Below are 23,988 nucleotides of genomic sequence, written 5' to 3'. Positions count from 1 at the left end.
AGGGCTGTGGATAACCTTTGGTTTCTCTGTTTTGATGTTTCCTATACTCTCCTTGTCGGCAGTGCTGACAAGATAACTGCTTTATAAGCAGCTTTAAAAAGCTAACTTACAAAAATTTAATTTTTTTTAATCATTAAGGAGTCAATATGACAAAGCCAACTTCTGCCATCAAAGGCATTAAATCAGTGGATTTTAAAATCCAAGCCAAAGGACACGGTGTTGTGAACTGGAACGGTTCAATGGCACTAAGTAACGACGGTATGACCGTGGAGAACCACACCCTACCAAAACTTCGTGGCTACACCAACCTAACTGGACGAGTCAAGGAAGAAACGGGCTATAAGTACAAAAAAGAAATCACTGACGTGAATTTCAAAGAAAACCCATTGTACATCAGCCAAAACTGCATTCGCCACCACCTATTCCGTGACCAAGCGTATGACATGCACTTCGCCAAAGAAAACGAGCATCTGCCTAAGGTCTTGGCGTCAATCACAGGCTTGCTGCGTGGTTATGTTGTGCCAGACAACCAATGCAAACGCACCAGTCCGCTGTTGATTGAAGATTTTGTGGATCAACTTGGCAATGGTAACTTTGAGCAGTTTAACCATGCAGGCGAGCGTAATTCATCGTCTTTCTTCTCAAAAACAACCTTTGGTGATACTGAATATATCTCTTATGGTTCAATCAGCATTGAGCAGTTGCAGTTTATCTCACTGGATAACAAGTTCGACCGCTGTGCAATGGTCATCAAGGACAATGAGGGTCAAGCACTTGCCAAAAAGATTGAGGACTTTATTGCCTCTTTGGCGGTGCAATCTGAAGCAGATGGCATTTTTGACCAAGAAGCAGGTAAGGCATCACGCCGACCAACGGTTACTTTCCACCCAAATTTTGTGCGTCAAGGAACCATTTTTGAGCAAGGCGAGGCAGGTTTGATACTAGATGATGTGGCAATTGACATTCTTGTACAGCATATGTTGGTGTTAATCAAAAACTTGGTCATTCGTCAAGCCAAAGGTTATATGTATGTTGAAAATGTTGACGTTGATTACAACACCTCTACCAACATGATGAGAATCAAGCACAATACTGATGACGTCGAAGCACATAGAAACTGTGATTATGCTGTGTACTATCAAGCGGTTGATGCCTCAGAAGATGCGGCATAATTTATCATCACTATAAATGGTATTCATAATGCCATGATATAACAACATATTGTGGCATTATCAAAAAAAGGAAAACAAACCATGCAAATCACAATCAATTATGAAAGCTCGTGGCGTAACTCATTTTTAGATGGGAATAACAACTCACCGTTGCCAAAAAAAAGGACGTAATTATATCGCTACAATGAGCGCCTTAAAAAAAGAGGGAAACTACATCAAGCGTGAAGTTACGATTGATACGGTGATGGGTATCTTAAACCGCCTGATTGGTGATCAGGCCAAACTGTATCAAGCTCGTGCTCGTGAAGATTACTTTTTTGCTGACATTGAGCCTAAGGTAAGCTTTGAAGACAAACCATTGGTGCGCAGTCAAGAGATTGTCCGCTTGCAAAACCTAACTGGGGCAACTGACAAAAACCTGTTCACAGGCATGATCAAAGCCAACCACCCTTTTTTAAAGTCAAAGTGGTCACAGGCGTTTTGGAATATCTTAGCCCTTGATGTGCCAGAGCTGTTAGCATTTATCCTTGGTGATGGCGATGCGGTTAATCGTGTTGAACAAAACATCACACTTGATCCGTTGGTTTTAACCAGCCGCTTAGAAGAGATTGCCAAGATAAAATCCTTTGAGCCAACAGAAGACTCTGAAAAAGCGTCTGAGCTGCTATCTCAAAAGTTTGAAAACTACAAACCCTACGATAGCAAAGACAAACAAAGAGTATTGCCCTTGTACTGTTCTGCTCTGTATTTGCAGCTGAGCCATTTGGAAAATGAACACGACTTGTCGGCAATCAAAGCCCCACGTGGCGGTATCCGTGGTATTTCAAACAATACCATCACCCCACGAGATTTTATGCAGCAGTTTACCACAGGCGGTGCCAAGCTTGTTTATGGTGGCCCTTATCTTAAAGAAAGCTTTGTCGCTGGTGAGGGTAAAGTGCGTGAAGTTTTGGACAAGTGCAGTGGCGAATTGCTAATTAATATTGATGTCGATGACAAAAAAGCCGAACAAATCAAGCAAATGATTGAAAATGCAGGCGTGGGCTGTTTTTATGTCGGCAAAAAAGGTTTGGCTTATGTTGCCAGCATTGTTTAACGAATATTTTTAAATAAACGAGGTAAAAATTATGTATTACATGGAAATTTGTATTGCTCAAAACCCAGCAAACAAGAACAAAAACAAAGCAGCTAACTTGTGGTCACTTTTATACGCATGCCTACACACCGCTTTGGGTAGCGTTTATAGTAAGTCAGACATCACTGCCAGCGTTAAAAGCAAGATTGGTGTCAGTTTCCCTGACTATAAAGAAAAAGTCAATCGCAATGATGGTAGCGTGCGTGTGGTGCTTGGTAATCGTTTGCGTGCCTTTGCTAACACCAAAGAAGAGTTGCAAGAATTGTTTGTTGCTTTGGCAACTGAACTCGCCAAACACAAAAGATCGTCAAACTTTTTAATCAAAGACATTGATTTGGTGCCTAAGAAAGTCAAAGGGTACAGCTTGTACACCAAAGTGACTTCCAAAAAAGATTTGCTATCTCGCATTGAGCATCAAGTTGCACGCCGTGGCGTAAGTTTCAATGAAGCCAAATCAGCAATTTTGGCAGATCTTGCCAAAGAAGATGACAAACGCCGAGCCTATGCGTTTATCCGCCAAAAGAGTACATCAAATGGGCAGTATTACCCTTTGTGTATCCGTAAAGACAAGGCGGATAAGTCAGCAGCACTTGATGGCAGTGTTGGGTTTAACACCTTTGGTTTGAGTCGCACAATGGCAGTGCCTGATTTTTAAGGTTGTTTGGATAGTTTGCCATAGTCAGCTGCCACATAGGTAGCTTAGAAAGTAATCTCAGGATTACCCGCCAGACTAGCTGCCACATAGGTAGCTTGGAAGTTACATTATGGACTCTGTCGCTTTTTGAATTGCTAGCTACCACACAGGTAGCTTAGAAGAAACAATATTGACCAAGCTCTAAACTAGTTATCTACCACATAGGTGGATTTGAAATTGGAAAGACATCACAAATCATGAATACAACTGTTACCTACCATACAGGTAGCTACAGCCACCATTTTAACCAAATGGTTAAAATGGCTATGGTTGGCGAAGTTGACTTATGTTATAATAACCAAGCCAACCAATCAAAAATTTGACAAGAAAAACTTATTTAAAATCAATGGCTAGTGTTGTTGGTTGAAAAATTGGTAAAATAAGGATATTTTCCGTAAGTCGTTGATTTTAAAGTGGTTTGGTTGTACTTGTCATTGTCAACTACCGCATAGGTAGCTTAGAATAGAGAACATGCACGCTCATCTGTTTTATAAACGTCAACTACCGCATAGGTAGCTTAGAATACTTTTTTGCGTTTTCGCTTGCCAAGTGCGGTGTCAACTACCGCATAGGTAGCTTAGAATCTTGCAAGCACACAGCAAGTTACGCATGAAATGTCAACTACCGCATAGGTAGCTTAGAATAAACGCTGCCGCATCTTTGAACATTGCCAAATGTCAACTACCGCATAGGTAGCTTAGAATGACCGGCTCACTAAGTTTATAAAACAGATGAGGTCAACTACCGCATAGGTAGCTTAGAATCAGCGCTGTAATAGCGCGTAAAAGCTGCTTTTGTCAACTACCGCATAGGTAGCTTAGAATTTTTATATACCTTTTAGTACCCGCTATATCCCGTCAACTACCGCATAGGTAGCTTAGAATAAAAAAAGCATGTGCAAAATCTCGCCACAATTGTCAACTACCGCATAGGTAGCTTAGAAAATAAATATTATTCGTTGTTCTAGTAAATCAGGATTATCTACCGCATAGGTAGCTTAGAAATTTTGGGAGGAGGCGTTTTTGTTTCAAAGCTAGTTATCTGCCACACAGGTAGTTTAGAAAGATAGTTTCTATCGTTTCTTGTGATTTGCTCTGTTATCTACCACACAGGTAGCTTAGAAAATGAAGTAAGCATTTGCATATATAGAATAATTGTTAACTACCACACAGGTAGCTTAGAAAAAGTGCTTACTTTCAGCACCTTTTTTTTGCTTTGTTAACTACCGCACAGGTAGATTAGAAAGGTTTTCGTGCCTAAACCCACAACCGTCTTAAGTTAACTACCGCATAGGTAGCTTAGAAAAAACATCGCCTTTTCTAAGCTGTTAGCTGCCACACAGGCAACTTAGAAGGCATAGGCAGTTGTAAACTTTCAGTTTACAAGTTAACTACCACACAGGTAGATTGGAAAATCATTGTATCAGGCGACTTTTGAATGCCAGCTGTCATATAGATAGCTTAGAAGCGATTCGGCTATAACCGCCGCCTTACTCATTTGTTATCCACCACACAGGTAGCTTAGAAATGCTAAATCACTGATATATTTTGCTGTTGCTGGTTAACTACCACATAGGTAGATTTGAAATGTTGCGTATGCTTGCTCACAATGCTAACGATGTTAACTACTGCATAGGTAGATTTGAAGCAGCGACACACATTGCCAAAATCACCCACTCTATTAACTACCACACAGGTAGCTTAGAAAAAGCACACACGAGAGTAACTCACTGTGTCCGTGTTAACTGCCACATAGGTAGATTAGAAATTCCCAAAAGGAAAACTCAACGTTAACTGTCACATAGGCAGTTTAAAAAGCACCGACTTAAAACAGCTGTTAGCTGCCACATAGGCAGCTTGGAGAATGTCTCTTGTTCCAAAAAATTCAAGATTACTGTTATCCACCACACAGGTGGCTTAGAAATCGCAACAATCAAAAATTCTGCTAATGTTGGCTGTCACATAGTCAGCTTAGAAAATTCGCTGTCTTCGCATGTTTTGTGATTGTCAGTTAGTTGTCATATAGGCAGTTTGGAAATGTGACAGCTTGCTTACCTTTTAAACTTTTTCTGCTACATAAGCAGTTTAGCAATCAACAAAATAGAACAAAAGTAGCTACCACATAAGTGGTTTAAAATTGACCATTTTCCTGAAGTCAGGAAAATGGTGGTAAACTATTGCCTATTATTAATTAAAAATGGCGGTGATAATGTTATTCGTCTCAAATTTTCTACTTGCAACTGCCAGCTGGTTAGCGGCTGTATATTTGTTTTTCACAACAGTTGGTGCTTTTAGCATCGACAGACCAATGGCGGGTGCTGTGCTTGTGTTTGCCACTGCCCTGCTTGTCCCACCAATCAGAAAAAGACTTGTGCAGCTCGGGCGGACCAAGCTTAAGCTTAAATATCTGTCGGGTTTTTACTTCGTTTTGATAGCTGTTTTGCTGGTTTTTCTGGCAGCCACCAAAATGTAGTTTGAGCAGCAAAAAAAACTGGCCAATCTTGCGAAAGGCCAGTTTTTGTTTTGTCTTTGACTATAGCTATGAGGAAGTTTTACGGGCACAGCCAACATATAAAAACATGCCAACCGATTAATTTTAGAGTTTTTCAACTCATGGCCTGACCGTTAGCCAATTCCACTGTCTTAGTGATCACTTCAACTGTTATTTGTAAAACAAACCAATATTACAGTCATCGTTGGGACAGTTTCTGAAGTTATCAGTGTAAAGTCGGACTTTTGGGCTATCTAGTGCTTTGAGTCTCTTTACGGTGATTTACTACATTTCAATGTAAAACATAATAAAAAGCCTAGCAATTTGTATGTTTTATTATGTTTGTTGTAACTGTTGTGTTATGCTATCTATCGTATGTCTAATGCTCGGTGGTAGTCGAACAATAGGCTGTCAGGTTGCCATGGTCCATCAACCAACAACAACCCAACGAAAGCAATATTACCAATAATGCCACATCTTGTCAAAAACAAAAGTTTAGTCAAATCGTAGCATTATTTTACAGAAATGTTACTATATTTAATTTAGCATAAGTAACAAATTAGAACTTCACGCCCAAGCTGACTTTGACATCAACATCAGACTTGGCATTGTCTTGTTTGACATGCTCAGCTGTCACGCCCAATGAAGCATTGTTATAACCAACCGTCACGCCTGCACCCAAACGCAGCTTGTCGCCAGTCTCGGCTTTAAAGCCATGACCATTAACAACAACCGTCTGTTTACTGCCACTCTCAATCATCGCAGACGCCATCGGCTCAACGCTCACCGCCCCAACCTTGGTGCTGTACTTCACGCTTGCACCCGCTGCCACAGTGGTGTCATGTTTGCTTGGCAAGACAACTTCTGCCCCATTAATCTCAAAGCTCGCCTGCTTGTTGTGCAAATGCGTTACGCTCAGTTGTGGGGTAACAGTAACAGCATTCATGGCAAAATCTTTAGCCACTGTCGCACTTGCTTTTACGCCTTTTTGCACCGCTTTGTTGTCTTGACCATCAACCACATAGCTTTGATTGTGTTTAACAGCACCCACAGAGCCCACCAAGGTCAGCTTGTCCGTCTTATGCTTAAACAGCACATCTTTGGCTGTCACATCGTCTTTAGAGCGTACATTGTCAGCATTGGTGGATTTAAACTGCTCTTTGCTATAAACCAAACCCACACTGCTGTTATCAGTGACTTTTTTCATCACTGCATACTGCTGGCTGTCGCTGTCGGTTGAAACATCACGGAACAAATCAGAACGACTGGCCACAGTTTTACTGCCATAGCTAATGCTAACTGGGTTGTCAGACAGCATAAAGTTGGTTACACCACGCTGAATGTGAGAGATGTCGTGCATAGACTGGCTTTCAACCACCGCATTGGCGTATTTACTCATCATCTGCTTTTGGCTGCCTTGGCGTACACCCACCGCTGGGCTATTCTGCAAGCCTACACCACCAGTAACAACACCAAAACCACCTGCACTCAACGCTTTAGGGTCAAGGCCGTTCTCCAAAGCGGTTTGCACGTCCCACAAGGTAACTTCTTTGATTTTTTGGTCAGGGCTGGTCTTGTCTGTCAGACTATCAGCAGAAACCTTATCCAAATCAATACCATTAGCACCAATGATCTCCTTGTCTTCTTCGGTTAGCTGCGTCTTATCAAAACTGGTTTTCTCAAGGTTACGAGCCACATCACCGTTTTCATTAACTTCAACAGAAATCAAACCCACACCACGAATCAGTTTTAAAAACTCATCAGGGGTTAGTGTTTTCTTGCCCTTGCCGTTATAAATCTCACGAATGGCGGTAATGATTTTTTGGTCTTTAAAGGCGTCGTGTATCTTACCAAAATCAGTGGGCTTGTAATTCGGATCAACACTGCCCAAACCGTTATCTGTTGCCACGCCTGCCCCACCAGCCAGTTTGCCATCTTTTAGCGCATAACGGAAAGCCCCTGCGTCCACATGGCCGTTTTCTAAGCTAAACTGATAGTTTTGGTTGGGCTTTTTAATATCCAGCAGTGCCACATCAGCACCTTGTTTAATCTCTCTGCCTGAATCACGCACCGAGATCACATAGTTGCCAGACAACTTATCTGTCACCGTCAGCTTATTGGCCACCGCACTTGCCAAATCGGTAGAAAACCGCAGCTTGCCCTCACCTGTTAAGTTTTTCACCTGCAAAGTATTAAACTGAGTAAAAATGGTGTCATCATTAAGATTGATTGAGCCTTTATTTAGGTGCAAATCACCCACAGTACTGTCTGCTGTTAGTGTCCAGTTGCCCTGCTCATTAATGCTCACTTTGGCGTCGGCGGCGTCGATCTTGCCCTTTAAATGGGCTTTATTGACAGTCAGCGTTGAGTCAGCACTCTGCAAACTGACATTACCTGTCGCTTTGATAATCGGCACGAACTTATCAATGGCTTTGTCTCTAACACTATCCCCCAAAACAATCTGAGCTTTATTAGCAACAAAATCACCATCAATGGCAACAACATTACGCCCTACCTGCAAACTGCCTTGATTGACATTGAAAGTCTTAGCAGCAAAACTTCTATTCTGCCAATCGGTTGGCACTTCATAAGTCACCGCTTGGTTGCCCTTGATTTCGTGAGCATAAACGGTTGGTGCGCCAGACAGCGTTAAATTACCGCCCTCTACATTAACATCACCCTTGATATTGACATTGCCCTGCAACTTAACATCATTGGCAGTGGTACGAAGATTCAACACTCCATCAGGGTTTAACAAGTTATTAATGTCATGTACGCCAATACCTGTGGTGTCCAGCACTGAAAAGTCTTCACCAAACGCCACAGGGTTTGTCCCAAAACTACCCAAATACTTCTGATCAGCTCTTAGGTGAACTGTCGCTGGTTTTTTGTTGTTGCTGTTGATGATATTTGCCCCTTTGTCAGCATGGGTAATGCGATCAAAGACAAGGTTATTACCATTAACATCAAGTGTACCACCACCATTGTCAAATCGGATACCATCAGTGCTGCCAATCTGATCTGCAGAGTTGATTTGCAGCGTACCACGACCACTGGCCAGTGTCACATAAGAAAATGCCTGCTTACGGCCATTATCATCAGCTTTTTGGTCCAAAACCACCAAGCCCTCACCCACGCCCAAAGCACCGTTATTGACACCTTTGCCATTAACCACCAGCGTACCACGACCAACCTTGGACAAGCGGTCTCCTGATGGGTTTTTCACCTGCCAATCCACGCTTTGATACTCATCAACATATACGCCAGAGCCTTGATGGGTAAAGTTTTCATCAGCAGCTCGTACTTTGCCTGAGGTTAAAAAGTACAAACCGCCTGCACCTTGGTTAATATCACTGTCTAACACCAAGTCCACAGGCTTGCCCTTAAAGTACACATCTTTGCCGTTATCAAGGTTACTGCCATTTTGTAGTGCCACATCAAACGATGACAACTCACTGGTAATACGGCTCTCACCGCCACCCAAATCTTCCCAACGCACAGGCTTGGCAGATTGAGCATTCACAATACCCGCAGCGTCTTTAACTCGCCCCTCTTGGATAAAGTTTCGTTGGGTGATCATGTAGTTGTTTTTGGCGGTTTCATAGCCGTAGAACTGGGCAATGTTACCCACCAATAGCCAACGACCAAGTTTTGGGTCATAACCGTATAGCGGGCTACCACTGTCGCCTTTGGTGCCATAAGACACCAGCGGACCGCCGCCTGTTTCATTATCTTGGACATCGCCGATAACGGTTGTCACCATATCGCCTTTATTGCCCAAGAATTTAAGGGCCGTGCCGCCTGTGGCAAACAAATAAGCATTGTGGGTGATTTCAATATTGTTGCCATCTTGCACCCCCTGAGTGCCAGAACCAATGCGAGCAAAGGCAGTAAAGCGACCATTGGTCAAATCTTCGGCTTTAAAATCTTCTGGCAACTCCGCTGATTCAACTTCAATCACCATCTTATTTAGGCGTGGGGTGTTGTAATCGAGTGTTGAGTGGTCATGGCGGTTCACTAAGCGATAGCGGTACTTACCAAAACCATCGGCTTTATCACCAAAGGTTAAACCATTAAAATGATTATTGGAGTTGTGCTTAACACTGGCAACACGTTGGTAGTCAATCAGACCTGATAAGTATCTGGTGCTGTCCACCGCTGAAAAGTCAGGCATGGGAATGTCTTTGGGTAACGCAGTTCCTAAAAACTTGCCTGTTTTGTCATAGATTGGGATATTTACTGCCCCTGCTTGAAATTGGCCTTTATTCTCAGCAAAGTTTCTAAAGTAGTTATAATCAATATCACCACGAACCAGCGACGCGTCAGCACTGATGGTCATCAAAGCGGCAGCTAAAGCCGGCACTGCCCCGATAATGCGTCCTTTGCTGTTTGACTTGGCGATTTCTGAGCAGACAACCGACTGCCCACGAGAGTTGCGTTTGGTTTTAAAGATTTTGTTCATGTATTAAGGCCTCGAATATCAAGCAGCTGGCAAACTAAAAAGCTGCCGAACTATGGTTAATTTTCGAGCAGAATATAGCATTTTTGGTGGGTTATTGTCAATATATTATAACAGGTATTTATTATTTTTATTAATATATAATGGCAAGACAAAAAAAATAACAGCCAAGATTTTACTTGACTGTTATTGTATAGTTCTTTATAATACACCTAACCAATCAGGGTTGATTGGTTAGGTTAACGCTTACGACCTTGTAAGTGTAAGCCATAAACTTAGGAGAAAAACGATGAGCCTGTTTATCAAAGTAGCGCTAGTCATCGTTCTTGTGCTGGTAAGCTATCCAGCTTTCTAGTGCAAGAAACGCCTAAAGGTGCGGTAACACCCAAGGTGCGGCTAGGTGGAAACGCTTAGCCATTCTCCTAACCCTTATAATACCACTTCCTTATCAAAAATCAAGAAAAAATATGAAAAAAACATCACAAGCACAAATCAACGCCAGCCTAAACTACCAAAATAAGGCTTTAGAGCGAGTTTCGCAGCTGATCATCAGTCCACACGAGCAGGAGATTTTTGACGCATTGCAAGTCATTAAAGCCCATTACGGTGGCAATCGAGCCAAAGCCATCAAACAGGCGATATTGGCTCATGCTAAACATTTGTCAGAATAGCTGGTTGGTTTCACCGATAGAAAATCGCTATTTTCTGTTGATGTTGATGCATTACTGATAGAAATTGCCATTTTTCTATCGATGTGGCAATTTTTTTGTGCTGTTTTACGACAAATTACGATAACTTACGATTAATTGCGATTAATTACGATGAAATTGGCAAAAAAAAAAATAACAGCCAAGATTAACTTGACTGTTACCATGTAACTTTCTTTGCTAAAGCAGTAGTTCTCATCGCTCTGCTGTTGCTAAGCTATCCAGCTTGGTAATGGTAAAGACCTAAAGGTGCGGGAGCACCCATGGCTAGGTTAGGTGGAAACGCTTCCAGTTTTTATATTATCATTTCTATTCTAAAAATCAAGAAAAAATAATTAGACTGACAAAAATAACAGCCAAGTGGAATGCTTGACTGTTATTTTATGCTTCTTTATAATGCACCCAGCCAATCAGGGTTGATTGGTCAGGTTAACGCTTACGACCTTGTAAGTGTAAGCCATAAACTTAGGAGAAAAGCAATGAGTACTTTCCTGAAAGTCGCAATTGCCATTGCCTTGTTATTGCTAAGCTACCCAGCTTGGTAATACCAAACACCTAAAGGTACTCGCAATACCCAAGGTGCGGCTAGGTGGAAACGCTTAGCCATTCTCCTAACCCTTATAATACCACTTCCTTATCAAAAATCAAGAAAAAAAATCAAATAATCAGCTTTTTACCAATTTTCACCAACCAACTGCCAAGTTTTAGACACCGCCAATCTAATTAGACACCACCAATCTAAAACCATCTAAAACAACAAAGCCACCACTATCCAGTGATGGCTTTGTTTTTGTTTTACTTTTTGCTTTTACTTGTTTGACTTATTCAGCTTTGGTTTTAATTGGTTAGAAACCGAAGTTAAAACCTGCTGCCACACCAAACTTGCCTTGTGAATCAGCGGTGGAGGTTAGGCTGTACACTTGGCTTGGGGTTGGCGCGTATCTAAAACCCATCGCAAGGGCGGATTGGCCATCATAAGCCCCTGTTGCCATACCAAAGGTCATCTTGTTGCCTACCACTGGGTAGATTTGTGCTGCTGCCAGAGCTGATGCTGTGCCTGCTGACGCTTGTTTGCGGTTTTCTACCGTTTGGCGTTCTAGCTGGTCAATGCGATAGCTGTTATTGGCAATGTTGGCAGTGTTGGTATTTACTTGATTGACTACCGCTTGTACATTGCGATTGACTTGTAGCACATTGGCATTGATGGTTTGTAGGTGGACATCTTGTTCATCAAGGCGGGTTTTGGTGTCTTGACGTACTTTGTCCACTTTCTTATCTACTGCAACCACTTGGCTAACCACTTGCTGACGCACATTGTCGGTATAGCGGCGATCGGCTAGGCTCTTTTCTTCCAAGTCGTCTTTGGTTGCCGCTTTTTCAGCAAGGGCTTTGGCTTGCTCAGCGGTTTGCTTGCCAGTTTCTGCGGTGGTGCGTACTACGCCAAGGTCTGTTTTTAGGTGGGCGATGTCCACTTTGTTGGTGGTCACTTGCTGATTTTGCTCTTGGAACGAGTCTAATGCCAAGTTGGCCGCTGTCAGTGCTTGATCTGATTTGCCGTTAGCGGTGGTAGCAAACTCTAGGGCTTTTTGTGAGTTTTGATCGGCGATGGCCGCTGCTGAAATGCCCTGTTGTGCTTGTTTACTGCTCTCTAGTGCCAAGGCGTTGGCTTTTTCAGCGGTAGCATTGGCTTGCGCAGTCGCTGTTTGTAGCGTGCTGATTTTATTGGCTTGCTCATTGGCCAATTGGCTTGCACGGTTAGCAGTAGCGACAGCCGTATCAGCAGCGGTTTTACTCTCGGTGCTGGCAGTCAGTGCCGTATTTGCCAACGCTGTGCTTTGCTCGGCTGCGGTTTTGGCAGACTTGGCGGTGTCTAGGGCTTCTTGGCTCAATGCGGTGTTGTTATTGGCATTATTTACCGTATCCAGTGCTTTTTGGGCGATGGTTTTGGCAGATGCCACATCATTTGAGATGACAGTAACACGCCCCTCTAAGGCCTCAACCTTGGCACCTTGAGCGTTTACTTTATCCAGTGCATCAGTCGCAGCAGTTTGGGCAGCAGTCAAACGACCATCAACCGCTTCAAGCCCTGCCAGTGCTTTATCTGCTTTGGCGATGGCTGTTTGGCTTTGATCTTGCGTTGTTGCAAGGTTGTCCTGTACACGCTGCAAAGTCGTCGCTGTACTGGTGTGTTCGGCTTTTAGAGCGTCAATTTGTTGTTTGTTGCTGTCAATCTTAGTGCCTTGAGCGGTTACTTTATCGGTAACACCTGTCACACTGGCTTCAAGTGTACCCACACGCTGTGTGGCCGCATTCAAAGTTTGCTTGAAGTTATCCACAGCTGTGGTTGCTGTTTCAGACGCAGTGATGGCTTTGTCAGCAGCGGTTTTGGCAGCAGTCGCTGTTGTTGTGGCTGTTTCAGCGGCACTCGTTGCACGGTCAGCGGCAGTCTTAGCATTATTTGCTGTTGTGCTTGCAGTCGTTGCTGCTACTGTGGCTTGGTCAGCTGCTGTTTTGGCTGTGGTTGCCAATTGTGCAGCTTGGGCGACGCTGTTTTCTTGCGCAGTGACTTTATCAGCGACTGTGCGAATTTCACTTAAACCATCAGTTAGCTTAGTACCAAATTCATCAATTTTAGCAGTGCCTGCATTGATAGTGCGTTCAGCGTCAGTAACTTTGCTGGCGAATTGATCAACTTTAGCAACAGCAGCCGCAGCTTGACGACGGGTGGTTTCGTCTAGCGTACCCGTGGCGCGACCAGACTCTGCCAGTGCGTAAGCCTCTTCAGCACGGGCTTTGGCTTGGTTTGCCGTTTCTCTGCTCTCGTCTGCTTTAGCAGAGGCTTCAACGACTGAGCGTGCCAAGGCGTTGGTGTCTGCTTTGCCTTTGGCGATGCTGTCTTCTAGCTCGCTAACTGCATTTTTTAATCGGCTATCGACTTGCAGGGCAGTTGCTGTCGCATCTCCCGCTGCTTTTGTCGCATCTCCCGCTGCTTTTTTAGTTAGTTCTAGAGAAAAATCTAAATCTCTAAAATCCTTTTTAACTTTCGCCAGTTCGGTGGCGGCAGTAGTCGCAGCTTGCAAAGCACTATCGGCTGTATCCTTGGCTGCTTTCACAGCTTGGTTTGTGGTGTGTAACTGACCCCCTGTCACCGCATCTTTACTGCCTTGAGCGATGGTGCCATCTTTTAGACCTGTCAGCTGGCGGTTATTGATGTTTAGTAGCGTGTTTGAGTCATATTTCACCGCTGTGTTTTCTAAGGTGGTAACACGAGTTTCTAAACCGTCTGCTTTTTGGACAGCTGCGTCTGCCTTAACGGTGGCATCTTTGACCCCTTGTTGGTTTTTTTCAACCGATTTGGTTAGTGCAGTCACAACCCCTTGCAGTTGGGTTTGGTTGGTGTTCAGTGTGGTGATGGCAGTGTTATGGTTGTTTACCAAGCCCTCCAATGCAGCTGCCTTGGTAGTGGCTGTGTTAGCCGCAGCTTCAGCCGTGGTGGCTTTGTCCAGTGCCGTGGTGGCTGATACTAAAGATTGATCAGCTTTTGATTTGGCTTCGTTAGCGATTTGTAAGGCTTGGGCATTATCCGATGGTGCAACCAGTGTTTTTTTAAGATCGGCAATGTCTTTTTGGGCAGTGCTGATGGCTTGGCTGTGAGTAGTTACGGTGGTGTTTAGGGTTTGTACTTGACCAACCAACTGCCCCACTTTGGTGCTGGCGGTATTGGCGGTGTTTTCGATGGTTTGGGTTTTACGGGTTAAGTCTGACAAGTTGGTGCTTAGCGTGCCAACTGTGGTGCTTAGGGTATTCACCGTAGTTACTGCCGTTTGTGCTTTTTTATCGGCATTTTTTGCCAAAGCGTTGGCTTCGGTGGCCAGTGTATGAGCCGTGTTTGCCGTTGATTGGGCAGCACTGGCGGTTTTACTGCTGTCGGCAGAGGATTGTGCACTGGCAGTGGCTTGTTTTAAAGCTTCGGCAGATTGGTTTTCAGCGTTTTTGGCGATAACCACACCGATAGATAACAGCTCACGCACAGCGTCTAACTGACCACCATTGACCGCTTGTTTTGAATTGGGAGCAATGACCCCATCTTCAACAACAGTTGGTGCAGCAGTTGCTGTCATAGATGCTAGGCCTAGACCTGAAAAGGCAATGACAGCCATGCCTTTTTTCACGCCTTTGGCGATTTCTGAAGCCACAGACATAGTGCCGTTGGCGTTTTTAACAATCTTATAAGATCTATTCATAGGATAATTTCCTTTTTTATAAATAAACGATAAGAAACTGAACTAAACTGCTTATCGTACTCTGTTGATGAAAAAGTTTCAATGAAAACTTGATTTTTGTCTTGTTATGGGTTATATTTTACAACATATTTTATTTACCGTCAATAAAAATTATGAAAAATAAACCACATTTTAGATGCCATTACCAAATTATTTTACACTTACTGATACTCACAAAAAACAGTCAGCACTGCTTAAACAACGCCATGCAAAATAGCATAAAAACCACCCTATCTGAGCTGTGCCAAAAATGTGAAGTTGAGGTGATAGATATTGGCGCAACTTCCAATTATGCCAGTTTAACTTTTTCATTCTCCCCTGCGGCGAATGTCACAGAGTTTGTTCGGACGATAAAAACTGTTACAGGCAGATTGCTTCGTAAGGAATATGCCAAAGAATTGGCTAAGTTTTATGGAAACACGCCTGCAGTTTGGGCAAGGGGCTATTGTTTGGTTAGCAAAGAGGCTGATGTTGAAAATATCGTTGCTGGTTATTTAAATAACCGTTTTGATAATGCTTGATTTGGCTTGGTTGGACTCAAACCAGCTAACAAAAACCCAAGCAAATCTATCCAATTTTAACCAATAAAGGCAAATTTATGATACGCGGGCAACGCATACAGCTTAAACCCAACAACAAGCAGGCAACTCATCTCGCCAAAGCTTGTGGCGTTGCTCGCTTTGCCTACAATTGGGGCTTAGAGCAATGGCAAAAACAGTACCAGCAGGATAAAGAATATCGTGATGAATGTGCAAGACTTGGCGTTGAGATAGATAAAACCAAGCTAAACCGCCCAACAGAGGGTAAGTTGCGTAAACAGTTAAACGCCATCAAGCGTGATGAATTTCCGTTCATGATGGATATTAGCAAGTGCGTACCGCAAGAAGCAATAAGACAGCTTGGCACTGGTTTTGATCGTTTCTTTAAAGGGGATAGTAAATATCCGAAGTTTCGCAAGAAAGGCGTTGACGACAGATTTTCACTGACAAATGATCTTTTCACCATTGTAGAAGTGGATGGCAAGCCCTTTATCAAACTGCCACGCTTAGGCTTAGTGCGACTGTGCGAAAAGCTAAGATTTGCTGGTAAGATTTTAAATGGTAAGGTTTATAAACGAGCCGATAAATGGTTTGTCTCCATTGCTGTGGAATTGGCAGAACCGATTTTGCCTTTACCTAAGACCGATAAGGCTGTGGGTATTGATATGGGCATTACTGATTTTGCCACCTTATCTGATGGCAGCAAAATCCAAGCACCCAAACCTTATAAAGTCGCCCAACGGCGATTAAAACGCGCTCAACGAGCATTGTCTCGTAAGCAAAAAGGTAGTAACAACCGTGCTAAAGCGAGAACCAAGCTGGCACGACTGCACTTGAAAGTCGGTAATATCAGACTTGACTTTTTGCATAAGCTGACGACAAAGTTGGTAAAAACCCACGATGTGATATGTCTTGAAGACTTAAATGTCAAAGGCATGGTTAAAAACCATAAACTGGCAGGTTCTATCGCAGATTTAGGCTTTTACGAGTTCAAACGGCAGCTGATATACAAAGCAGAACAATGGGGAAAACAAGTTAAGTTTGTTGACAGGTTTTTCCCGAGTTCTAAGACTTGTAGCTGTTGTGGTGAAAAATACGACAATGACAAACAAGGCAAGAAATGGGGGCTGCATATCCGTGACTGGCAATGCGTGCATTGTGGTACGCACCATGACCGTGATATTAATGCAGCGATTAATATTTTAAACTTTGCAACCTAATTGCATGGCGGTGAGTTCCACCGCGTCAGCCTATGGAGTTTGTGTAAGACCAGCGGCAATTGCCAATGGCTACGAACTGTGAAGTAGGAAGAAAGCACCGAATTTATCTTTGGATAGGTTTGGGTAGTTTTTTGGAACAGATTGTGGAATCTGGTTTGCAATCTTGAGATTAGCAATGTTTTACATTTACTTTGAGTAGGTTTAGGTAGGTTTTTTGGAACAACGTGATAAGTGAAAGGTGGTAAAATGGCAACCAATCTAAAACTCAATAAAGCAATTAAAGCTAAAAATGACGAGTTTTATACAAGAAAAATAGATATTGAATCAGAAATACAAGCATATTTGGATTTTGACAGAGAACTTTTCAAAAATAAGTCTGTCCTTTGCCCTTGTGATGACCCTAGTTGGAGTAATTTTACAGCTTATTTCATTAAAAACTTTGAAAAACTAGGCTTGAAAGAACTTGTTAGCACCTGTTATAGCAAAGACGGTAAGGGTAAGATTTTACGGAAAACCAGACATAGCGAAGAACTTGCCTTATTGAATGGTGATGGTGATTTTAATAGTAATGAGCTGATTCAGCTTCGAGATCAGACTGACTACATTATCACAAACCCACCATTCTCATTGTTCCGTAATTTTATGGCTTGGATTTTTGCTGGCAAAACCAAGTTTGCCGTTATCTGTAATAAAAACTGTGTAACTTTTAAAGAAATTTTCCCAAAAATCAAGGAAAATGAAATATGGTCAGGTTTTCGCCCTTGGTCTGGAGGTATGTGGTTTGAAACAGCCAATGAAAGCGATGTTGACAGAGTAGAAAATGGTGTTAATCTGAAAAATGTATCCGCCATTTGGCTCACCAATATCGAACACAACCGAAGATATAAACCGATACCTTTATCGAGTATGAAAGAAAACCTGCTCAAATACCCTAAGTTACAAAATAAGCAGGCTTATATTCAATACGACAATTACAAGGCTATTGAAATCCCTGAAACCAAAGCAATTCCCAGTGACTATAATGGTGTGATGGGTGTGCCTATTAGCTTTTTGGATAAGTTTAACCCCAATCAATTTGAACTTCTTGGGACTACTGAGAGTGAGGGCAAGGGTTTTTCTTACGGGCTTTGGCATAAAGACAGTGGTGTTGCACAAGCCTGTGTTAATAAACAGAGAGTTTATAAGCGAGTTTTTATTAAAACAAAGGAACAAAATGGCTAATAGAAACTTAGAAATTTCCGACATTGTTCAGTTTGAACTCACTCGTGATGATTTGGCTATTTGCATTGAGAATGCCAAAAACATCATGGCAACTATCATTGATAGAAAAGACTTGCATGACCGAGATGACTTGGAACGATTTAATAATTTGTTAATGGGCGAAGTTTCGGAAATGATGGTTCTGAGATGGTTCCATAGCAATGGCAAATATGCTGTTTCGGCAGTAGATAAAAAGTCTGGTCAAGCTGACTTAGGTCATGATTTACAGCTTAGGCACAAAGATGGCCACTATATTTATTGCTCAATTAAATCATCTTTATCAGCACTAAAAGATTTGCAATATATTGTTAATAATTTCAAGCTGGCTACAAAGCGAAGCGAGCTAAAAGAAATCAATATTCAAGTTTACTTTTGGTTGGTTATTCAACCTACTAGCAATGCGATAAACAGAACCACTGTTTTAAGTTTGCGTAATTCGGCAATAATTGGTTGGTTTGGATCGAAAGATTTGAACAGTTTTGAAAGCTATGCAACAGAAAATCGAGAAGTTCCAACAAAACCTTTAAAAGAAGCTCGTAGCATGGAAAGTTTGTTGCCTTTTTTGTCCTAGTTGCACCGAACAACTGGCGAACCGAAGAATATCAAAAAGCTAACGCCCTATCGGTAAAGGCTCAAGGCGATATTTGCTTGTCCTTGCTTTTCTTTTGCTATCCTTTTCTTCATAGATAGCATTCTGCCACATAGGCAGCTTAGAATATGATCACGCGCCATCAATCGCCCTACCACACAGGTAGATTTGTAAAAATGTGATATTGTCGCTCATTTTCAAAAGGAAAACCCTATGCTGAACCAAAGTAAAATCGACAAACATATCGACAACCTAGCCTTTCATCTCGAGCTGGAAGACAGCCAAACAAACTTTGACACCAAAAACCCGTTTGCTGTTGAGCAGTTTTTACAACAGCTCAAAGAAGAGTACGCTTTCGAAGTTCAAAATATCAAGACTATCCGCAACGCCTACAACAAGGTACAAAAGTTGGTGCAAGAGCACCGCAGCCAACCTGACCTGCTTGGCACTGACGAAATAAAAGCTGTCTTTATCAAGCTAAAAGCTCGCAAACTGCACCCTATCGGCGGCTTTGACAAGATGGGGCGATTTTTCTTGAAAGATTGGGAATTGGTGAACGCTCGTCCACCATCTAAAAAATACCCCTATTCGCAAATGACCGCCAGCAGAACTTCGGCGTTTGTCAAAGAAATTGCCAAAAAATACAAACCAAGAACGCAGGAAGACTTGGAAAAACACTTTTTGGTGAATGATGCTGTTTTGACTGCAAAATATAAGGATTAGCATTATGAAAACCACCCGATATTCTGCAGATTTCAAAGATTTCTTGGTTTGGTTTTGTCTTATATCGTTTACTGTACTTTTTATTGGTGGCATGGCTTTTGACGTTTACGCCACAGAAAAAAGTTTTGAGCCACTACCAATTGGCGTAGCGCAAGAAAAAACAACTGCTTTTTACCAAAACAAGAAGCATGCTAGATTTTTGAATGCACAAATTTTGCAAGCAGCCAACCAAGGTGATTTTTCAGTGGAAGTTCAACAAGAACCTTACTCAAGCTGGTGCACGACTCAAGGCGGACTGGCAAAGCAGGTGCAACCTTTGCTCGCTGGCTTTGAAAAAGCAGGCTATCAGGTTGCTTGCGTTGTTGATGGTGAGCAAAAAGTCACTTTAAAGATTAGTTGGAATTAATAGGAATTTGGTATGTCTCAGAAAAGCTTTGCACCCTCTCTGCTACCTCTGTTGGGCGTTTTGTTGGCTACTGCAATTATTCATATTTCATATCGCGATATGCCCGAAAAACTGGCCGCAGAAGTTTGGAAATGTCGTCCTGTTCTCCAACGATATCCTCAAACTGAGCAAGGAAAGAAGTTTCAAGAATCGTTTGTTGAGGCCACAAACGGCTCAAAACAGCAAGCTATTTGTAATGAGCCGAAAGCACATTGTAGTTGGAAGTGATTGTTTTATAAGGATCGACCCGATGAAAGATTTCCACCTTATTATAATTTTGAGCTTGCTTTCCGTTTCGATGGCACTGTGGAATATTGCCGACAAAAAACCAAGCCAAGACGAAGTAGTTGCCGCCAAAGTCCAAGTCATTCAAGCAGCTGAAAATAGCAACTCAAGCGAGGTGCAAGCAGCTGCTAAACAAGCCAAAATGGAATTGCAGAAAATCCAGCAAGAAAAGCAATACAAGCAGGAAAATAAAAATAAAGACATTAAGGTTGGCTTTTTTGTTTTTGGTGCGTTGGTGCTGGTTTTGGTGCCATTGATTCACAGTTGGCATACTGGCAGACAGCGACGCTTTTAAAGATTATTTGGAATTAGCAGGAAAAATTTGATTTGCCACAGTGACCCAAAATGAAACCAAGTAAAAAACAAGTCAAAAAAGCAGGCGAGACATTGGCAGCTGATCCGAAAGACAGCACCGCAATGGAAGTGCTATCGCAGTGGCGCAGCTTGCACGCCTACCCAATTAATGCTTTTCAGCCACTGATTCGCAAGCACATCAGCAAACTTGGCTTGAAAGAAACGACTGTTGCCCAACGCCTCAAACGCACGCCATCAATCATTAAAAAAATCCAACGATTTGATGGCATGAACTTGGCAAGAATGCAAGACATTGGCGGGCTTCGGGTCATCGTTAAAACCATAGATGATGTTTATCGACTGCACAACAGTCTAATATCTGGCAAACATCAGCACAAGCCACTTTTGCCACCAAAAGATTACATTAAGCAGCCCAAAGCCGATGGCTACCGTAGTTTGCACCAAGTTTTCAAATACAGTGCCACCACGCACAGTGAGTCAGACGAGCTAAATATTGAACTGCAAATTCGCACGCAGTTGCAGCACTATTGGGCTACTGCCGTGGAAATCTTAGGTTTAATTGAAAATGCATCAATCAAAACTGGCGGTGGCAGTGATGAACATAAACGCTTTTTTAAGCTTGCCAGCGTGCTGTTTGCTAAGCAAGAATGCACCGTCATTGACGATGATTTTACCGATGTGCCAACCGAAACCATCATTCAAGAAATTAAAACAATAGAACAAAAATTGCAAGTTTTTCAAAAGCTGCAAAGTTGGGTTGTTTCTTCTAAGCACATCACCAGCACCAAAACCACTGGCGAGAACTATTATTTAATGCAGCTCGACACTGTCAATAAAACCCTAAGCTTGACGCCATTTAGCAAGATGCAAGCTGATCAAGCCGAAAACATCTACAAGCTGTTGGAAATTCAAAACGTTGATCGGCCACATATTGAATTGGTTTTGATTTCAACCAAAGACCTTAAGGAAATCAAAAAAGCTTACCCAAACTATTTCTTGGATAGCCATAAATTTATTAAACATTTAAAGCAACTTTTGTAAATTAAGTGAATTAATCATGACATTAGAAGTTTTTAGCACCTATAAAAACGGCTTTAGCTTTTGTTGCAATGCCGAAAGCCTAGCCATCAAAGAACCATTACCGCTGGTTGTTAGTGATGATACAGGCGATCTTTGCACGGTTTATTTGGACCTAAAAAACAGCAAATATCTGCGGTGGGCAGAAGTTTTTTCAGAAACCTTTGCCGAAGATGAAAAATTTCGCCAAAGAATTATCAAGCGCTGTAACAAAAGCAAAGTGGTGCATACCAAAATCTACCTACCCGCCACCGATGATGAAAAATACGAAAGGGCCTGCAAGCTAGAAGAAGACATTGAGCGGCTGATTGATCTTGGTGATAATGCCAGATTTTCAGATTATGCCAATCTAAGATCGGGTCATGATGAGTTTTCTAAAATGAAAACTGTGGAAGAATTGGAATGGCATATCGACAGCCTGCCCTGCTTTGTTTCTTTGCTCAAAGATGAATTTGAAGACGAAAAAGACATTGTCAAGGTTTTGCGTTGGTTGGCTCGTGGTCTGCCCGAAGATATGGCAATTTCCAAAGTAAGAATTGATAACATGGCCGCTGATTATGCCAGAAATCGCTATAAAGAGCTGGAAGAATCTCGCAAGAATAAGCCAGTAGAAAGCCATGATCCTAATGATTGGGCTTTGCCTTGGTGAGTTTGGTAAGTCGGCACTTGCCATATCAAATATGCTATAATGGTAAAAACAACCTAAACAGGAGTTTTTATGCCAAAAAATAACATGCAACTTATTTACAAAAAACTCATCGCTTTAGGTTTTAGCAAAAACCAAATCAAAAAACAGCTACCAGACTGGTGGTGCGATGAGATTGCCACCACGCCTGCTGGTTTGCAACAAGCCGAGCTAATTACTGCTCGCACTTTTGGCTTGGAATTTTCAAGTTTGCACGACAGTCTTCAAGATGACAGTTTGCCCAAGTTTCGCGTAAGCCAGCACCAATTCAAGCACAGCAAAAACTTGCAAAAAGACAGGTTACAACCTGCTGTCGCAACAGCGATGTTTGCAGCTGATATTACCTTATCGGCTTTTGACCAACCTGTCGGCAATCTACCTAAAACAGCCATGCAAGTTCGACAAACAGTATTGACAAACCATCAATGGGTGGATTTTTATGCCTTGGCGGATTTTTGTTGGTCTGTTGGTATTCCTGTTATTCATCTGGCAAATCTGCCAACGCCCAAGATGGACGGCTTGGCGTTTATTAAGCAAAATCGCCCTGTCATCGTGCTAACCAAAAAGAACAAGCATGGTGCATTGGTTTTTGACTTGGCACATGAGCTTGGTCACATCTTGCTTGGCCATGTTCAAGAAAAACAAATCATTTTAGATAAAAAGATTGATAAAACTGATGACAGCGACTTGGAACAGCAAGCTGATGCTTTCGCTTTAGAATTGCTGACAGGCGATCCAAAGGCACAATTTGCCACCAGTAAATCCTACTCACCACAAGGTTTGGCGCAAGCAATGATTGCCAAAGGCCTAGAAATGCAAATTGATCCTTTGCATATGGTGCTTAACTATGCCTACGTCAATCAAAAATTTGCTTTGGCACAAACTGCTCTAAAAATTATGACCAAAAAATTGGTCAATCAACAAACAGACCAGCAGATCGCTCAATCGTTATATCTGCATTACGTGGATATGCAAAGCATTGACGATGACGAAATTGTTAAATATTTGATCGGCGTTGAATAATGATATTGATTTGTGACAACGATATTGTGATCAAATTGGTTGGCTGCGAACTGTTTGATCATATGCTGATGATGCTATCTGCCACAAGAAAAGACATTTTGATTACGCCAACAGCTCGGTTTTCAATCCAAAAATATGCCAAAAAACAAATCACCAATGAAACAGTGCGTGATTCGTTGGTTGCTTTGGTTAATGGCCTTGCCACCGTGTCAGACCAAGACCACCAACAGCTTGCTCACCTATCCAGTTTTGATGGCTTAGATGGTGGCGAAAACCAGTTGATTTTAGCAGCTGTCAATATGCCACATTCTACTTTCTTAACAGGTGATAAGCGCTGTCTTTCTGCTTTGGTTGATAATAGCGATGACAAGCAGATTAGCACTATCACCAAACAACTGGCAAATCGCATTTACTGTTTTGAACATATCTTATTGCAGCTGATTGATTGTTTTGGCTTTGATGTGGTGAAGAACAAGGTTTTGAACAGGTGCGTCAAAGATGGCATGCTGGATATTGTTTTTCGTGTTGGTAAGACCGAGAACGATGTCAAAGATGGTTTGTGGTCTTTTGGCCAGTTATCCAAGTTTTCACCACTATTGGCACAGCCAAACAAGCCAGCCAAAGCACACGCAGTCTTAACGACATTGATGGCAAACTACTCACAAGAACAACTGCAAGCACTGGCTGATATTGAAATTTAATGGCTTACCACAACAAATGCAACTTGCCATTGAAACTTTTGCCATATATTGTAAAAGTTTAAAGTATGGTTGAAACTTTTTCTCGGCTGCAAACAAGCTTATGGCGCAGCGACAGCAAAACATGGGCTAACGCCCTGCCAGTAAGGGCTTAAGGTGACGTTTTGCGTCTGCTTCGCTTTTTTACAC

Annotated in this window: 19 protein-coding genes and 1 CRISPR repeat array; of the genes, 17 read left to right on the top strand and 2 right to left on the bottom strand. The window is 42.3% G+C overall.

Annotation, left to right across the window (positions count from 1 at the left end):
- Positions 1-146: 146 nt before the first annotated feature.
- The 4 genes from cas7fv (at position 147) to ACFBZI_RS10990 (ending at position 5,473) form a co-directional block, all read left to right on the top strand.
- Entirely contained in the window at positions 147-1,172 is a 1,026-nt protein-coding gene (gene cas7fv, locus ACFBZI_RS11005; protein WP_375716414.1) for a type I-Fv CRISPR-associated protein Cas7fv, read from the top strand.
- Between the two features lie 184 nt (positions 1,173-1,356).
- Positions 1,357-2,268 (top strand): type I-Fv CRISPR-associated protein Cas5fv, encoded by a 912-nt coding sequence (gene cas5fv, locus ACFBZI_RS11000; RefSeq protein ID WP_375716413.1) that lies wholly within the window; start codon positions 1,357-1,359, stop codon positions 2,266-2,268.
- Positions 2,269-2,299: 31 nt separating this feature from the next.
- The gene (cas6f, locus tag ACFBZI_RS10995) at positions 2,300-2,962 is read left to right on the top strand and encodes a type I-F CRISPR-associated endoribonuclease Cas6/Csy4 (protein WP_375716412.1); all 663 of its coding nucleotides are present in this window, start codon (positions 2,300-2,302) and stop codon (positions 2,960-2,962) included.
- Between the two features lie 475 nt (positions 2,963-3,437).
- Positions 3,438-4,005: a CRISPR direct-repeat array (repeat unit 28 nt; unit sequence GTCAACTACCGCATAGGTAGCTTAGAAT).
- A 1,204-nt stretch (positions 4,006-5,209) separates the two neighbouring features.
- Positions 5,210-5,473: a hypothetical protein gene (locus tag ACFBZI_RS10990; RefSeq protein ID WP_375716411.1), complete on the top strand. Its 264-nt coding sequence runs from the start codon at positions 5,210-5,212 to the stop codon at positions 5,471-5,473.
- A gap of 577 nt (positions 5,474-6,050) precedes the next feature.
- Here ACFBZI_RS10990 and ACFBZI_RS10985 read toward each other — a convergent pair.
- Positions 6,051-9,953: a S6 family peptidase gene (locus ACFBZI_RS10985; protein ID WP_375716410.1), complete on the bottom strand. Its 3,903-nt coding sequence runs from the start codon at positions 9,951-9,953 to the stop codon at positions 6,051-6,053.
- 464 nt (positions 9,954-10,417) lie between these two features.
- Here ACFBZI_RS10985 and ACFBZI_RS10980 point away from each other — a divergent pair, with 464 nt between their 5' ends.
- Positions 10,418-10,621, top strand: a complete 204-nt coding sequence (locus tag ACFBZI_RS10980; protein WP_375716409.1) for a hypothetical protein — start codon at positions 10,418-10,420, stop codon at positions 10,619-10,621.
- Positions 10,622-11,502: 881 nt separating this feature from the next.
- Here ACFBZI_RS10980 and ACFBZI_RS10975 read toward each other — a convergent pair.
- A complete protein-coding gene (locus tag ACFBZI_RS10975; protein WP_375716408.1) occupies positions 11,503-14,901 on the bottom strand; it encodes a YadA-like family protein in 3,399 nt (1,132 codons plus the stop codon).
- A gap of 152 nt (positions 14,902-15,053) precedes the next feature.
- Here ACFBZI_RS10975 and tnpA point away from each other — a divergent pair, with 152 nt between their 5' ends.
- The 12 genes from tnpA (at position 15,054) to ACFBZI_RS10915 (ending at position 23,802) form a co-directional block, all read left to right on the top strand.
- Positions 15,054-15,461 carry an IS200/IS605 family transposase gene (gene tnpA, locus ACFBZI_RS10970; RefSeq protein WP_375716407.1) on the top strand — a complete coding sequence of 136 codons (408 nt, stop codon included), beginning with the start codon at positions 15,054-15,056 and terminating at the stop codon, positions 15,459-15,461.
- Between the two features lie 77 nt (positions 15,462-15,538).
- The gene (locus ACFBZI_RS10965; protein ID WP_375716406.1) at positions 15,539-16,699 is read left to right on the top strand and encodes an RNA-guided endonuclease InsQ/TnpB family protein; all 1,161 of its coding nucleotides are present in this window, start codon (positions 15,539-15,541) and stop codon (positions 16,697-16,699) included.
- Between the two features lie 246 nt (positions 16,700-16,945).
- Positions 16,946-17,920, top strand: coding sequence for an adenine-specific methyltransferase EcoRI family protein (locus ACFBZI_RS10960; protein ID WP_375716405.1), 975 nt, complete (start codon positions 16,946-16,948; stop codon positions 17,918-17,920).
- Positions 17,913-18,530, top strand: a complete 618-nt coding sequence (locus tag ACFBZI_RS10955; protein ID WP_375716404.1) for a hypothetical protein — start codon at positions 17,913-17,915, stop codon at positions 18,528-18,530. Before ACFBZI_RS10960 ends, ACFBZI_RS10955 begins: the two co-directional genes overlap by 8 nt.
- Before the next feature lie 231 nt (positions 18,531-18,761).
- Complete coding sequence (locus ACFBZI_RS10950) at positions 18,762-19,271, top strand: hypothetical protein (protein ID WP_375716403.1); 510 nt, start codon at positions 18,762-18,764, stop codon at positions 19,269-19,271.
- 4 nt (positions 19,272-19,275) lie between these two features.
- Positions 19,276-19,677 (top strand): hypothetical protein, encoded by a 402-nt coding sequence (locus ACFBZI_RS10945; RefSeq protein ID WP_375716402.1) that lies wholly within the window; start codon positions 19,276-19,278, stop codon positions 19,675-19,677.
- A 12-nt stretch (positions 19,678-19,689) separates the two neighbouring features.
- Positions 19,690-19,944 (top strand): hypothetical protein, encoded by a 255-nt coding sequence (locus ACFBZI_RS10940; protein WP_375716401.1) that lies wholly within the window; start codon positions 19,690-19,692, stop codon positions 19,942-19,944.
- A gap of 22 nt (positions 19,945-19,966) precedes the next feature.
- Positions 19,967-20,296, top strand: coding sequence for a hypothetical protein (locus ACFBZI_RS10935; RefSeq protein WP_375716400.1), 330 nt, complete (start codon positions 19,967-19,969; stop codon positions 20,294-20,296).
- A 50-nt stretch (positions 20,297-20,346) separates the two neighbouring features.
- Positions 20,347-21,357, top strand: coding sequence for a RelA/SpoT domain-containing protein (locus ACFBZI_RS10930; protein WP_375716399.1), 1,011 nt, complete (start codon positions 20,347-20,349; stop codon positions 21,355-21,357).
- A gap of 16 nt (positions 21,358-21,373) precedes the next feature.
- Entirely contained in the window at positions 21,374-22,042 is a 669-nt protein-coding gene (locus ACFBZI_RS10925; protein ID WP_375716398.1) for a hypothetical protein, read from the top strand.
- Positions 22,043-22,111: 69 nt separating this feature from the next.
- A complete protein-coding gene (locus ACFBZI_RS10920; protein ID WP_375716397.1) occupies positions 22,112-23,101 on the top strand; it encodes an ImmA/IrrE family metallo-endopeptidase in 990 nt (329 codons plus the stop codon).
- Positions 23,101-23,802, top strand: coding sequence for a hypothetical protein (locus ACFBZI_RS10915; protein WP_375716396.1), 702 nt, complete (start codon positions 23,101-23,103; stop codon positions 23,800-23,802). The genes ACFBZI_RS10920 and ACFBZI_RS10915 overlap by 1 nt, the downstream gene beginning before the upstream one ends.
- Positions 23,803-23,988: the final 186 nt, after the last annotated feature.

Origin of the sequence: Moraxella marmotae (assembly GCF_042219885.1) — a bacterium.
Lineage (GTDB): Bacteria > Pseudomonadota > Gammaproteobacteria > Pseudomonadales > Moraxellaceae > Moraxella > Moraxella marmotae.
Note: the sequence above shows the minus strand (reverse complement) of the source record. Positions and strands in the feature narration are given on the sequence as shown.

Excerpts from the sequence above, each read along its gene's own strand:
- cas7fv (WP_375716414.1), top strand. The coding sequence starts at position 147 with ATGACAAAGCCAACTTCTGCCATCAAAGGCATTAAATCAGTGGATTTT.
- cas5fv (WP_375716413.1), top strand. The coding sequence starts at position 1,357 with ATGAGCGCCTTAAAAAAAGAGGGAAACTACATCAAGCGTGAAGTTACG.
- cas6f (WP_375716412.1), top strand. The coding sequence starts at position 2,300 with ATGTATTACATGGAAATTTGTATTGCTCAAAACCCAGCAAACAAGAAC.
- ACFBZI_RS10990 (WP_375716411.1), top strand. The coding sequence starts at position 5,210 with ATGTTATTCGTCTCAAATTTTCTACTTGCAACTGCCAGCTGGTTAGCG.
- ACFBZI_RS10985 (WP_375716410.1), bottom strand. The coding sequence starts at position 9,953 with ATGAACAAAATCTTTAAAACCAAACGCAACTCTCGTGGGCAGTCGGTT.
- ACFBZI_RS10980 (WP_375716409.1), top strand. The coding sequence starts at position 10,418 with ATGAAAAAAACATCACAAGCACAAATCAACGCCAGCCTAAACTACCAA.
- ACFBZI_RS10975 (WP_375716408.1), bottom strand. The coding sequence starts at position 14,901 with ATGAATAGATCTTATAAGATTGTTAAAAACGCCAACGGCACTATGTCT.
- tnpA (WP_375716407.1), top strand. The coding sequence starts at position 15,054 with ATGAAAAATAAACCACATTTTAGATGCCATTACCAAATTATTTTACAC.
- ACFBZI_RS10965 (WP_375716406.1), top strand. The coding sequence starts at position 15,539 with ATGATACGCGGGCAACGCATACAGCTTAAACCCAACAACAAGCAGGCA.
- ACFBZI_RS10960 (WP_375716405.1), top strand. The coding sequence starts at position 16,946 with ATGGCAACCAATCTAAAACTCAATAAAGCAATTAAAGCTAAAAATGAC.
- ACFBZI_RS10955 (WP_375716404.1), top strand. The coding sequence starts at position 17,913 with ATGGCTAATAGAAACTTAGAAATTTCCGACATTGTTCAGTTTGAACTC.
- ACFBZI_RS10950 (WP_375716403.1), top strand. The coding sequence starts at position 18,762 with ATGCTGAACCAAAGTAAAATCGACAAACATATCGACAACCTAGCCTTT.
- ACFBZI_RS10945 (WP_375716402.1), top strand. The coding sequence starts at position 19,276 with ATGAAAACCACCCGATATTCTGCAGATTTCAAAGATTTCTTGGTTTGG.
- ACFBZI_RS10940 (WP_375716401.1), top strand. The coding sequence starts at position 19,690 with ATGTCTCAGAAAAGCTTTGCACCCTCTCTGCTACCTCTGTTGGGCGTT.
- ACFBZI_RS10935 (WP_375716400.1), top strand. The coding sequence starts at position 19,967 with ATGAAAGATTTCCACCTTATTATAATTTTGAGCTTGCTTTCCGTTTCG.
- ACFBZI_RS10930 (WP_375716399.1), top strand. The coding sequence starts at position 20,347 with ATGAAACCAAGTAAAAAACAAGTCAAAAAAGCAGGCGAGACATTGGCA.
- ACFBZI_RS10925 (WP_375716398.1), top strand. The coding sequence starts at position 21,374 with ATGACATTAGAAGTTTTTAGCACCTATAAAAACGGCTTTAGCTTTTGT.
- ACFBZI_RS10920 (WP_375716397.1), top strand. The coding sequence starts at position 22,112 with ATGCCAAAAAATAACATGCAACTTATTTACAAAAAACTCATCGCTTTA.
- ACFBZI_RS10915 (WP_375716396.1), top strand. The coding sequence starts at position 23,101 with ATGATATTGATTTGTGACAACGATATTGTGATCAAATTGGTTGGCTGC.